Raw genomic sequence first — 12217 nt, 5'->3', positions numbered from 1 at the left:
TGGGAGCATGCCACTTCAGGGAGAATACGAACCGAGCACAGCCGACTGGGCCCGCGAGCAGGCCGAACGCTTCGAGGCGTCGGGCGGGACCGAGGCCGCAGAGCTTCGCGGCAGGCCGATCATCCTGTTGACGTCAGTCGGCGCGAAGTCGGGCAAGCTGCGTAAGACGCCGCTCATGCGCGTCGAGCACGAGGGGGAGTACGCGGTCGTCGCGTCGCTCGGCGGAGCGCCGAAGCATCCGGTCTGGTATTTCAATCTCGTGGCGCATCCGCACGTCGAACTGCAGGACGGCCCTGTGAAGCGCGACTACACCGCTCGCGAGGTCGCCGGCGCCGAGAGGGACGAGTGGTGGCAGCGGGCCGTCGCTGCCTGGCCCGACTACGCCGAGTACCAGAAGAAGACCGACCGGCAGATACCCGTCTTCGTGCTGACGCCGATGGACGAATAGCCGGTCGGAGATAGGCCTTGCGGCCCCGGCATGCCAGAATGCCGAAGGCGGTGAATCGATGCAACGGCGTCGGCGCCGCCCGCGCGGCGACTGCTGCGCGCCGGTAGCAGCGAGAGGCCAACGATGTCGATCAGCGTCAGAGACGTCGCGGCGCTCGCCGGGGTATCGGTGGGAACCGTCTCGAACGTGCTCAACAGGCCCGAGAAGGTGACGCCCGAGACCGTCGGCCGAGTGCAGGCCGCGATCGACTCGCTCGGATTCGTGCGCAACGACGTCGCCCGCCAGCTGCGCGCGGGACGCAGCCGCACCATCGGACTCGTTGTGCTCGACGTCGGCAACCCCTTCTTCACCGACCTCGCCCGCGGGGCGGAGGACGAGGCCGCCGACGCGAATCTCACGGTCATCCTCGGCAACAGCGACGAGACGATCGCCCGCGAAGACGCCTACCTCGACCTGTTCGAGGAGCAGCGCGTGCTCGGCGTGCTCATCTCACCGCTCGCCGACTCGATGGAGCGGCTCGTGCGGCTGCGCGAGCGCGGCATCCCCACGGTGCTCGTCGACCGCGGCACCGAGAACGGCGGCTTCTCATCGGTCTCCGTCGACGACGTCGCGGGCGGGCACCTGGCCGTGGCTCACCTCGCATCGATCGGGCGCACCCGTATCGCCTTCGTCGGCGGGCCGCAGTCGATCCGGCAGGTCGCCGACCGACTGAGCGGCGCCCGGCGCGCTGTCGATCAGCACGACGGCGTCACTCTCGAGGTCATCGAGGTCGAGTCGCAGAGCGTGCTGCACGGGCGCACCGCCGGCGAGGCGATCCGCGACCGTCCCGAGTCGGAGCGCCCCGACGCGATCTTCGCCGCGAACGACCTCATCGCCGTCGGCGTGCTGCAGGCGCTGTCGATGGCGGGAACCCTTCGGGTGCCCGAGGACATCGCTCTCATCGGCTACGACGACATCGACTTCGCCTCCGCTGCGATCGTGCCGCTCTCGTCGATCCGCCAGCCCAGCGCGCTGATCGGCAGCCGCGCGGTCGAGCTGCTGCTGCGCGAGGTCGAGCACGGCGCCGACTTCATGCACGAGCACATCGTGTTCCAGCCGCAGCTGGTGGTGCGCGCCTCTACGGTCGGGGCGTAGCCCGCGATTCCTCGCGTGCGTCGGCGGTCACGCCTCGTTCTGCGAGAGCCGATTCCTGTGCGCCCGGTACAGGCTCGCTCCGCGCACGGCGAGAGCGACGACGGCGGGGACCTGAATCACCGCGGCGATCCAGTGCCAGCCGAGGCCCTGCTCCGGGTAGCTGTCGAAACCGGTGGAGATCCCCACGGTCGACGTGTAGACGCCGGCGAAGAACAGGGACATGAATCCGAACAGCACGATGGAAACGCCGCCCATCAGCACGAGGTCGTCGGCCGTGTCATGCCGGAAGTACGGCACGGCCATGAACACGCCGACAGCTGCTGCGATGCCTGCGGCGATCACCAGGAATGCGGGCAGGGGGATGAACGGCCAGGCGACTGTCTCATCCCAGCGGGCGGTGTCGCGCAGGCCCATCCTGCCGCCGGCGAGGACGAAGTTGAGAAGACTCAGGAGGAAGAACAGCAGCATCGCGAAAGCCGCGTACATAAGGACGCGTTTGCCCCGCGCGACGCGGGAGTCGAGTTCGATGTCGGATGCTGCGGGGCGATCGGTCATGTACCTGTTCCCCTGCACCGCTAGCCGAGAGTGCGGAGTATCGCCTCGGTGCGCTCGGCGGGCAGCCTGCCCTGCTCGTACAGCTGGCGGAGGCCGGCGGCCGCCGCATCACGGTCGAGCTCGCCGGGTGCCGCCTTGGACACCGCCCAGGCGGTCTCCTTGCGCATCTGCGTGTTGTGCTTCGCGAGGTGCTTGTCGGGTGCGGTCTTGGCCGCCTCGGACTTCAACGCGGCGGCTTCTTCACGGTTGCGCAGGGCACCGACGAGCGCCACGACGAAGACAGCAAGCGCGACGAACTGCAGTGTGAGGCCGACACCGACGGCGCCGTGAACGCTCTGGTCACCGATCCGGAAGACGATGGAGACGATGGCGGCGCAGGTGGCCGCTATGGGCACGAGGTAGAACGCCCAGCCCCACCCGCCAGCACGGCTGCCCGCCCACGGGTTGCGTATGAGCTCGGTGCCGGCGAACCAGAGCGCAACGATGAGGAGAACCGCCCCCGAGGAGATAGCGGCGGTCTGCAGGTCCTCGACGAAATAGTCGTTGTCCGTGCGGATGGACCGGAGGCTGAGAATGGTGCCGATGGCGAGGAGGATCACGCCGGCGAGGGCCAGAACGATGGATGCCGGCGACAGGACCGGATCCGACGTGCCGGCGCGTTTCGCGGTCTTCACCGCGGCCATGCCCTGAGCGCTTCGGCCCTGGGTCTCGGTCAGGCGCTCGCGCAGCTTCCCGCTCGATGCGGCGGTCAGCAGAGCAAGCGAGATGTCGGCGTCCAGCGAGGTGCCGCTGAGCCGCGGAAGCACCCTCTGCACGCTCCGCAGAGCGTCGCCGTCCGCGGCGGGTTGCGGAGGGCGGGTTCCCGACCGTGTCACGAGGGTGTTCCAGTCGACGTCGTTCACGCGGCGTCTCCCGAACGCTCGAGGACTGCCGGACTGTCTTCGTCGGCAGGGGTGTACGGTCCGTTTCCCACGGAGACGGCGAGCACCTCGAGATCGCGGATCAGCTGGCTCGCGGTGAGCAGGTCCTGGTCTTTCATCTCGAAGACGTTGACCGCCTCCTCGGTGACGCGCGCCACCCGGATGACCGCGAACACCGCGCTGTCGTTCGCGGTGGGAGCCTCGTCGACGAGGAACGCCACCCGGATGACCCGCTCGCCGAGCGCGCTCGTCAGCTCGGTGACGACCGGGTCGGTCGACCGGTGCTCGTGGGCGCCCAGGAACTCGACCAGCACGTCGTCGAGGCCGTCGATGCGCGGCAGTTCGTAGAGCTGGACGAGGGAGCTCGTGTACGCCATGAGCGGGAAATACCAGAAGCGCCGGGAAGCCAGTCCGCGAGTGTGCTCGGCGACCGCGACCGCCGCCGAGCGGAATCCGGCGCGGATCGGGTCGTCGTCGCGGGTGGTCCGAAGAGCATCACCGGTCAGCGTGTCAGCCCACTCCTCCGCGGACGCGAATTCACCCGCGGGGAACTCCAGCGGTACCTCGATCCAGGTGTCGGAGTCGTAGTCGGGAAGCTCGGATGCGGGGGTGTCTGTTGTCACGATGTGATCCTCCACGTGAATGTGCCGACGATCGCTTCCAGGAGGATCTCGAGCGACTCGGTGAACTCCTCGCCTTCCGAGCCGTCGATGTACAGCAGTGACGCGGTGACGAGGGCCGCCGACCTGCCGGACCCGGTGGGTGCCTCGAAGAGGTGGTTGATGGCGAGCGAGTGAGCGCCGTTCTCGCCCGGAACCGCGTTGCGTTCCTCCCAGCGCAGAATCTGCAGCCCGTTGTGCAGGCCGCTCGACACCGCGCCGCGCGAGGCGAGACGCTGGGCGAACCGGTCGACTCCGGCCGAGTCGCGGACGGGGGCCGGGAGGATCGCGATGGACACCGGGAGCACGACATCGTTGACCGGTTTCACCGGCAGGTAGACCGCGACGGCGTTGCGGCGACGCAGCTCGTTGAAGAGCTTGTGCAACTGCGCGCGCTGGTGGAACAGCTGCTTCGGCTGTCCGCGGTCGCGGAAGACCTGTTCCATGTTGCCGGCGAGCTGCTTCTCAGCAGCCTCGTCCACCCCGAAGCGCGCCCAACCGGGAGGGGTGATCAGTGCGAACTCCAGGGGAGCGCGCACGTCGGCGAGCAATTCCGATCTCAGGTCAGGCATAACAGCCGAGTCTTTCATGATGTGGGGGTGAGAAACGACGCGCGGCGTGCGTCAGTACGTTTCACGGAACGAGCCCCACGCGGGGATGATGTCTTGCGCTGCCTGGTCGAAGCCGAGCACGAAGCTTCCGACGTTGGCGCCCATCTGGCTGGTCGCTGGGATGACGGTCTGGGTGGCGGCTCCGGTTACCCAGGAGCTCATGCGCGGCACGGTGTCGACGACGGAGTTGCGAACGTGGTTGGTGAGCCTGATCAGGTCGCCCGTCGCCGGGTCGCCGCCGATGATGCGGGTCCACGCCTGGCTCGCGTAGTTGGTTCCCGGCTTGATCACGGAGTCGAGGGATTCGCGGATCGCCGTCTGCGCCGCCTCGCCCCGCACCCCGTGGAGCGCGAAGTGCTCGATCTTGCTCCGTGCGGTCCCGATGGCCTGAACCGCCCCGGGAGAGCGGAACATGCCGTAGAGCCCGCTTCCGATGCGCGACATGCCGCCGCCGGCGCGGAGGATGCCCGCGACGGGCTTCACGAACGGGATGAGGCCGATGACGTCGAAGGCGATGTCGGTCAGGGTCGCCCTGCCCTTGAACGCCAGGTAGATGTGAGCGATCAGGCTCACGACGGTGATGATCGCCGCGGCGATCAGGAAGATCGCGGCCAGCGGGGCGGCGACGAACAGCGCCGCGATGACGAGGGCCATCGCGATATAGCCGATCGCCTCGATGAAGAAGTCGAGGGCGTCGTCGAACCAGTTGTCGTTGTTGTCGGCGGCGGTGATCGCGTCGCCGATGCCGGCCACTGCAGCGTCGTAGGCGTCGCTCCAAGTGGTGAAGTGGGTGTCGTAGGTCTCCCACAGCGCATCGAGGTCGTCCTGCGCCGAACGTGCGGCGGTTCCGGCCTCGCTGAGTGCGGTGGCGGCGGCCGTGAGCTCCTTGTCGGTGGCTTCCGTCTCCCAGAGCCACGTCGTGTCCAGGTCGTTCGACGTCCGCTGCGCCTCCTGCTGCTCGGCGAGAGCCGTCTGTGCCGCGAGCGCCTTGGTCTCGATCTGCTCGACGAGCGGGGTGAGCTGCAGCTGCGCAGTCTCGAGGGCGGCCGCGTAGGTCCGCAGCACGCGCCCGGTGTCCTCGTAGCGGGTTCCCGCCTTGTCGAGGTCGGCGTGTACGCCCTCGGCGCTCTCGCGCAGCGTGTCGACCGCTTCGCTGATCTGGGTGTCGCCCTCGCTGATCTTCTTGAGCGAGCGGGCGGTGCGCGCCATCTGGAGCCCGAGGGTCACGAGCTGCTCGCCTCGGCCATGGATGTCGGTGTGAGATCCCTCGAGCACGACCAGAGGGTTGTTCTGGGGGGAGGTCATGTCCATAGTCATTGTGGTGTCCTCTAGACGGGGATGTTGTCGCGGCCGGGATTGCTGAGCGGGCTGGTCTCTGCGGCGGTGAGCCCCGAGTTGAGTTCGGAATCCAGAGTGTTGAATCCGTCGATGATGCCCTGGAGGTGCTCTTGCACCTTCGTCAGGTTCTCCGTCAACTTCTCGCGGTTGTTATTCCACCCGGCTTCGAAGTCGTAGACGCGACCGCGGAGGTCGCCTCGACCGGCCGGATCGCCGATGGCAGCCTCGACGTCGTCGTTGCTGTCAGCGACTTCGGTGAATTCGGTGATGGAGACCAGCAGAGACTCGTTGACGAGTTCGAGGTCCTGCATGTTGAGCCAGATCTTGTCGGCCATGCCGAGCCCGCCCTTTCGTGAGTGTCAATGGTTTCCAAGGCCGGGGCGTGGAGAACGCCCCGGCCGCACGAGCGCTTCTGCCTAGCCGGCGAGAGCTGCGTCGTGCTCCTGGGTCTTGGTGGCCATGTCGCGCAGTGCCTGCGACATCGAGGTGATGCCGTCGATGGCCTGGTTGACACCGGTGTTGAGCTCGCGGTATCCGTCGCCGAAAGCACCAGAGGCGAGTTCGGTCTTGAAGCCCTCGCCGAGCAGGTCTTCGACCTTGCCGAGGAGGGTGACGAGCTGGCCGCGGATGTCGTCGGCGCCGCCGTCGAGGGTGAGGGCGGTCTGTTCCATTGCTTCGTAGCTGGCGTGGAAAGTCATAGTTCTATTCCTTCTCGATGTCGGTGCATTTGTGGAGTCGTGCTCGGATTGATACTTACTTTAAGCGAAGCCCGTCGGCAAAGCGATGGGCACACCTACCCATGCTCCACCAGGGGCAGCTGAACCCGCGAGACGGCGCCGTTCTGCACGTACAGACCGCGCCCCTCGGGGAACTCGTGGCGCGCGACCCGCGGGAACGGCACCTTGAAGATGCTGTCGCCGTCGTGAGTGTCGGGTTTCAGGATGATTCCCTTCCGGCCGGCCTTCATGTCGCCGACGAGGCCGAAACTGCTGCCGAGCGCCGAGACGTCGGCCTCGGTGATCAGCAGGTGGTCGCTGCGGTTGATCTTCTGGGCGAGCGAGATGAGCGGCTTCTCCAGCGGTGTGCCGGCGAACTGCACGAAATTCTCGACCACGACGACGAGACGACCGGCGATGTCCTCGTCGGCCACGAGCTCGGCGAGTTCGGTCGCGAGGGCGACCGCGTCGTCGACCCGCACGGCACTGCGCATCCACGGGAAGTCGTTGGCCAGATCGGAACGGCGTCCGCCGATGTGGAACAGCTTCGCGGCCGGGTCCCAGCGGGCGACGCCGCGGGCGATGGCCCGCAGCGCATTGGTCTTGCCGCTCGAGGGCGGCCCGCCGACGATGAGGGTCCCGGTCGGGTCGAAGCCCATCGGCGCGAGCGCCTGGTCGGAGATGCCCAGTGTCGGGAACTCGCCGACGGAGGTCGGCAGCGCGTCGATGGACACCTCGCGCGGCAGTGCACCCACGGGGGGTGCGTCGGAGACACCAGCGGCGCGGAGACGCTCCGCGAGCGCCTTCGTCGCAGCGGTCTGCTCGGAGACGTTGGAGGTGCCGCCGATGATCGCGACCTGAGTCTCCTCGCCGTCGACGATGGCGCGGCCCGGAGGGGACGTCTCGCTGAGCACGTCCTTGGGTGCGTCGAGGATCTGGTACGAACCCTCGTCGGGCAGACGGAGCACGATGCGGCGCTGGATGGCGGCGTTGACCGCCGTCGGAACGCTCCCGTACCGGTCGGCGGTGATCACGGCGTGGATGCCCATCGGGCGGCCCTCGCCGAGAACGCGCATGAAGGTGTTGTAGAGCGGCGCCCGGGAGAGGCTCGTCTCGTACTCCTTGCGGAAGGAGCCGAACCCGTCGAGCAGCAGCAGCACGCGCGGCTCGGCGTGGTTGCCGGTGATCTCCCGGTACTCGTCGATCGAGCCGGCGTTCACCGCCGTGTACGCCTCTGAACGGCGGTCGAGTTCCGTGCGCAGCATCACGAGCAGTCGCGACACCCGTTCATGGTCGTCGCCGGCGACGACGGATCCCACGTGCGGAAGCGCCTCGATGCTGCGGAGCGCGCCGGTGCCGAAGTCCATGCCGTACACGTCGACCCGGCCGCCGCGCGGCGCCATACCGGCGGCGATCGCGAGCGTGCGCAACACGGCTGTCTTGCCCGTTCCGCCGGTGCCGTACACCGCCATGTGGCCGTCTTTGTCGGGGAAGAAGTAGGCCGGGATCTGCTGCTGGCTCTCCGGCTTGTCGCTGATGCCGATCACGATCGCCGAGTCGCGCTCCTGAGGGAGACGGAGCAGGTCGTAGCCGGTGGCGAGGTCGTCGAGCCACGGGCGGCGCGGTGCGGGGATGCCGACCGCGGCGGCGGCGCTGATGAGGTTCGTGACGATGCGCGACTGGTCGTTGGGGCCCGGGTCGGAGGTGTGCTCGTTCGACTCCTGCACAGCCGGGTCCCAGGGCGTGACCGCGCCGAAACGCAGCTCGGAGATCTTCACACCGGCGGCCTCTGGCTCGTCGGTCGTCCAGCCGCCCGCGTATCCGGACTGGAACGGGATGAGGCGACCGGGGCCGGTCTTGGCGATCGCGCGGCCGGGAATGGACGGGTCGAAGGTGCCGGCGACCGGGTCGCCGACGACATCCTTCGAGTCGGACTCGTCGGCCATGCGGAGCGCGACTCGAAGGTTGGTGTTCGCGCGCAGGTTGTCCTTGATCACGCCGGCGGGTCGCTGCGTGGCCATGATCAGGTGGATGCCGAGCGAGCGTCCGCGCTGAGCGATGTCGACGACGCCGTCGACGAACTCCGGCACCTCGCCGGCGAGGGCTGCGAACTCGTCGATGACGAGCACGAGTGCCGGCGGGCACTCCGGGTCGCCGCGCTTCTCGAGCTCGATGAGGTCTTTGACCTTCTTGCGGTTGAACAGGTGCTCGCGGTGGTGCAGCTCGGCGCGCAGGCTGGTGAGCGCCCGACGCACGAGGTGCGGGCTGAGGTCGGTGACGAGTCCGACGCAGTGCGGCAGCTTGACGCACTCGGCGAATGCCGAACCGCCCTTGTAGTCGACGAAGAGGAACGTGACCCGGTCGGAGCTGTACTCCGCGGCCATGCCGAGCACCCACGCCTGCAGGAACTCGCTCTTGCCCGAGCCGGTGGTTCCGCCCACCAGCGCGTGCGGTCCCTGTGTGCGCAGGTCGAGGTGCATCGCGTCGGGCGAGGTCTGGCCGACGAGGGCGCGCAGGGTGCCGGCGCGTTTGCGGGCGACCGGCGGGCGCCCGCTGCGATCGTGGATGGAGTTGTTCTGGCTCCACCGGTCGACGGCGGCGCGGGTCTCCGTCGAGAGCTCGGCGCCGAGGAGGCTGAGCATCGACACGCTGCGGGGCAGGTCGCTCGAGTCGGCGATCACGGCGCCGGCGTCGACGACCGGGGCGAGGCGGCGGGCGAGCATGCGCGCGTAGTCGGCAGAGACACCCTCGACCCGCACGTTCGGAACGACCATGCCCTGGCGGACGAAGTGCAAGACGGATGCCTCGAGGCCGTCGGCGACGTCGACGAACGTTCGGCAGGCGGCGGGCAGGGCCTCGACCCCCGGCGCCATCCAGATGGGGAAGACGTGGGCGTCGGCCGCGTCCTCGACGATCTGCACGAGTCGAGCGCGGTCGACGGGGGCGTCGCCCGAGATGAGCAGTACCAGGGCGGCGCTGCCGTCGGAGAAGAACGACTTCGAGTCGCGCGAGCCGACCTTGGCGCCGCGGGCGGCCGCCGCCTTGTCGTCGTCCGACGCGCCGCGCTCTTCATTCGCCCGACGCAGCTCGGCGCGGCGCACGCTGATGATCTCCTCGAGCGAGTTGAGCATGGCCCGCCCGGTCGCCGCGCTGTCGGCCAGCTGGCCGCCGTCGATCGGGCTGTGCGCCGACGTGGTGTGCGGCAGCCATTTGAGCCACTCGAACTCGGGCGTCGCCGAGGGGGCGAGCAGCGCGGCGAAGGTGACTTCGGCGGGCGAGTGCAGTCCGGCGTACTGCACGACGAGCGCGCGTGCCGCGTCGGCGACGAGTTCGTCGGGTCCGCAGATGCCGAGCGCTCCGGCGAGGAACGGGTTCTCGACGACGGGAACGTCGTCGATCAGCCGGACCCGCTCCCGCAGGTCGTCGACCCTTCTCGCGTAGAGGGGGAGACCGCGGCTCGCATTGTCTTCGGCGACAGTGAGACGGCTGGGCATGCTGCCGAGCCCGAGCCGAACGTCGAGGAAGTTCCAGTGCTCGGGCCGTCGGGTCCAGAGCATCGGCCCGAGCCGGTGCGCCTCCGCGTACACCTCGGCCACCGAGGGGCTCTCCCGTAGGCGGATCGCCCGTTCGCGCGGCGCCTCGGTGAGGAACTGGTCTTCCATGTCCTCGATCTGCAGCTCGAAGCGTTCGATCTCCATCTTGGTCTTCTTGCCGATGCGGGTGCGCTGGGCCATGTAGTTGCCGACGAGCATCAGGGGGGCGAGCGCGACGAAGCCGAGGGAGATCGGGTTGCGCGTGAACGCGAACATCATGGTGCCCATCAGGATGGGCGCCATCATGGTGATCCACGTGAACGGCGGGTCGTCCTTGTCGAGCGGCACGTCGGGAGTCGGGAGCTCCTTCGACGGATAGCGGGCCTCGACGCGGGGCGAGCGGTTGAACCGCAGCAGTCCTCCGCGCTCGAGGATGTCGTCTTCGGTGCTGGCGATGCCGCTGATGAGCGCGATGGAGACGGTGCTGTCGCCGAGCACGACCGACTGGCCGCTCGCCAGGTTGACACGCGGCACGAGCCCGCCGTCGACCAGGATTCCGTTGGCCGAGTTGAGGTCGACGACCTCGATGCTCGTGGGGGAGATCTCGATGCGCGCGTGGCGTTTGGAGATGAGGGAGTCGGCGATCGCGACGGCGTTGCCCGGGTCGCGACCGAGCATGCTCGAGCCGAGCGGCAGCCTGACCTCGCGGCCGGAGTCGGGGCCGCTGACGATGCGCAGCACAGCCGCATCGTTGCGCGAATCGGCCCCTGTGGTGCTCGCCGGGTGGAGGAGCGACTGCGTGATCGCCACGTCGAAGCCGGAGCCGATGGCGGCGTCGCCGATCGGAACCGACGCGTCGAGGGCGGTGAGCTTCAGCGCCTCGGGAGGACCGACCTGCAGGGTGACGTTGGCGTGCGCGTCCGTGATGACGCTGGTGAACGGGTCCGTCTCGAGGATCGTGCGTGCGACGTCGCCGACGGTCGCCGTCGCATCCGCGGTCACGACGATGTCGATGGCGGGGCCGCTCTCGCGTCGTAGGGCGAGTTTGAGTTTCACGCGTCTCCTCTTGCTTCACTGCTTGCCGGATAGGCGGCGAATGCCCGGTCGCCGAGACGCATGGTGCCGCCCCAGGGGATGACCGCCGATTCGCCTTCCGCTATGGGCGCGGCGACTCCGGCGCTGTCGACCGAGGCCGATCCGTTGCTCGATCCGAGGTCTGTCAGGCGGATGCCGCCGTCGACGACGTCGAGTCGGGCGTGGGTCTTCGACATCGAGAACGAACTGTCGGAGACGGCGATGACGGCGAGGCCCGGATGCGCGGGGTGGGCCGTGGGGTTGCGTCCGATGAGCGCGGCGCCGTCTACCGTGTAACGGATCGAGTCGTGGTCGACGAGCAGGGCGCGAGCGGCGGGTCCGGCCGGGGCGGCGACGCTCGCCGCTGCCGGCGTGACGGTCGCGGCGCGTGGCGAGGCTGCGGGTGCGGCGACGGCCGCCGTGGGCGCAGGCTGCGCGACCGCGGGAGCCGCGACGGGAGCGGCATCTGCGGCGACTCCGGCGGCGCTGCCCACGACGATCGACGATCGCGATCGGCTGCCGGGAACGAAGGCCACTCGGCCCTCGCCTCCCGTGGCGAGCGATGGGACCTCGGTCTCGGCGGGCTGGCCGGCGCGCTCCAGCTCGCGGCGCGCGAGTCGGAGCGCCTTCGCGTCGAAGGGGTCGAGCCCGGCGCGCACGTCGAGCAGCCAGGTTCGGCCGATGGCGTCGAGCCAGCCGCGGCCGGTGTTCTTGCCCGCCCAGAGCGGTGACGCCAGGAGTACGACCGCGCCGATGCCGGGCACCACGGTGGCGGCGACGACGAGCACCAGGGCTCGCAGTGCGACCCGCCCGAAACCGGGTTTGGCGAGGGTGTCCACGTTCACCGAACGGAGGCCGAGCATCCGCTTGCCGATCGTGACCCCGCGCAGCCCGTGCACGACGATCTGCACCAGTATCAGGACGAGGGAGAGGGCGTAGCCGACGACGGTCAGAACGATCGACAGCGTCGGAGGCGTGTCGCCGGCCAGCAGCGCGCCGATCACCACCGGGTACGAGACGATCCCGGGTATCGCCACGATCCCGACGAGGAGCGCGTCGATCAGGAAGGCAGCCGAACGCCGTCCCAGCGGCGCGGGCAGAAGTCCGAGGCCTTCGTTACTCACAGGCAGTCCCCCATTTGTCGTGCCCGAGGGGCAGCTGCCAGCTTAGCGACAGCCCGCCGCGACCTCGATGGGGAGCCCTGCCCATCGCCGCGACCGTGTAATGCT

General features: G+C 68.9%; 11 protein-coding genes. 2 read left to right on the top strand and 9 right to left on the bottom strand.

The annotated features are described in order from the left end of the window. The first annotated feature begins 7 nt into the window (after positions 1–7). Positions 8–448 carry a nitroreductase family deazaflavin-dependent oxidoreductase gene (locus tag ABIE21_RS13940; protein WP_354025430.1) on the top strand — a complete coding sequence of 147 codons (441 nt, stop codon included), beginning with the start codon at positions 8–10 and terminating at the stop codon, positions 446–448. Between the two features lie 123 nt (positions 449–571). Further along, the gene (locus tag ABIE21_RS13935) at positions 572–1582 is read left to right on the top strand and encodes a LacI family DNA-binding transcriptional regulator (RefSeq protein WP_354025429.1); all 1011 of its coding nucleotides are present in this window, start codon (positions 572–574) and stop codon (positions 1580–1582) included. A gap of 27 nt (positions 1583–1609) precedes the next feature. On the opposite strand, the gene ABIE21_RS13930 is transcribed toward ABIE21_RS13935, so the two are convergent. From ABIE21_RS13930 to ABIE21_RS13890, 9 genes are all read right to left on the bottom strand, one after another. Next, positions 1610–2137 carry a hypothetical protein gene (locus ABIE21_RS13930; RefSeq protein ID WP_354025428.1) on the bottom strand — a complete coding sequence of 176 codons (528 nt, stop codon included), beginning with the start codon at positions 2135–2137 and terminating at the stop codon, positions 1610–1612. Positions 2138–2157: 20 nt separating this feature from the next. Continuing rightward, positions 2158–3039, bottom strand: a complete 882-nt coding sequence (locus ABIE21_RS13925) for a hypothetical protein (RefSeq protein WP_354025427.1) — start codon at positions 3037–3039, stop codon at positions 2158–2160. Next, positions 3036–3680, bottom strand: coding sequence for a hypothetical protein (locus tag ABIE21_RS13920; protein WP_354025426.1), 645 nt, complete (start codon positions 3678–3680; stop codon positions 3036–3038). Before ABIE21_RS13920 ends, ABIE21_RS13925 begins: the two co-directional genes overlap by 4 nt. After that, positions 3677–4288: a hypothetical protein gene (locus ABIE21_RS13915; protein WP_354025425.1), complete on the bottom strand. Its 612-nt coding sequence runs from the start codon at positions 4286–4288 to the stop codon at positions 3677–3679. The genes ABIE21_RS13920 and ABIE21_RS13915 overlap by 4 nt, the downstream gene beginning before the upstream one ends. A 51-nt stretch (positions 4289–4339) precedes the next feature. Continuing rightward, positions 4340–5632 carry a hypothetical protein gene (locus ABIE21_RS13910; protein ID WP_354025424.1) on the bottom strand — a complete coding sequence of 431 codons (1293 nt, stop codon included), beginning with the start codon at positions 5630–5632 and terminating at the stop codon, positions 4340–4342. Between the two features lie 23 nt (positions 5633–5655). Further along, the gene (locus ABIE21_RS13905; protein WP_354025423.1) at positions 5656–6000 is read right to left on the bottom strand and encodes a hypothetical protein; all 345 of its coding nucleotides are present in this window, start codon (positions 5998–6000) and stop codon (positions 5656–5658) included. An 81-nt stretch (positions 6001–6081) separates the two neighbouring features. Beyond that, positions 6082–6363: a WXG100 family type VII secretion target gene (locus ABIE21_RS13900; protein ID WP_354025422.1), complete on the bottom strand. Its 282-nt coding sequence runs from the start codon at positions 6361–6363 to the stop codon at positions 6082–6084. Between the two features lie 95 nt (positions 6364–6458). Further along, entirely contained in the window at positions 6459–10970 is a 4512-nt protein-coding gene (locus tag ABIE21_RS13895) for an FtsK/SpoIIIE domain-containing protein (RefSeq protein ID WP_354025421.1), read from the bottom strand. Further along, complete coding sequence (locus tag ABIE21_RS13890; RefSeq protein ID WP_354025420.1) at positions 10967–12112, bottom strand: RDD family protein; 1146 nt, start codon at positions 12110–12112, stop codon at positions 10967–10969. Before ABIE21_RS13890 ends, ABIE21_RS13895 begins: the two co-directional genes overlap by 4 nt. Positions 12113–12217: the final 105 nt, after the last annotated feature.

The organism is Conyzicola nivalis (assembly GCF_040548875.1).
GTDB classification, from domain to species: domain Bacteria; phylum Actinomycetota; class Actinomycetes; order Actinomycetales; family Microbacteriaceae; genus Conyzicola; species Conyzicola nivalis_A.
Note: the sequence above shows the minus strand (reverse complement) of the source record. Positions and strands in the feature narration are given on the sequence as shown.

Coding starts and splice junctions, on each gene's coding strand:
- ABIE21_RS13915 (WP_354025425.1), bottom strand. CDS start 4,288: ATGCCTGACCTGAGATCGGAATTGCTCGCCGACGTGCGCGCTCCCCTG.
- ABIE21_RS13940 (WP_354025430.1), top strand. CDS start 8: ATGCCACTTCAGGGAGAATACGAACCGAGCACAGCCGACTGGGCCCGC.
- ABIE21_RS13900 (WP_354025422.1), bottom strand. CDS start 6,363: ATGACTTTCCACGCCAGCTACGAAGCAATGGAACAGACCGCCCTCACC.
- ABIE21_RS13905 (WP_354025423.1), bottom strand. CDS start 6,000: ATGGCCGACAAGATCTGGCTCAACATGCAGGACCTCGAACTCGTCAAC.
- ABIE21_RS13910 (WP_354025424.1), bottom strand. CDS start 5,632: ATGACCTCCCCCCAGAACAACCCTCTGGTCGTGCTCGAGGGATCTCAC.
- ABIE21_RS13935 (WP_354025429.1), top strand. CDS start 572: ATGTCGATCAGCGTCAGAGACGTCGCGGCGCTCGCCGGGGTATCGGTG.
- ABIE21_RS13930 (WP_354025428.1), bottom strand. CDS start 2,137: ATGACCGATCGCCCCGCAGCATCCGACATCGAACTCGACTCCCGCGTC.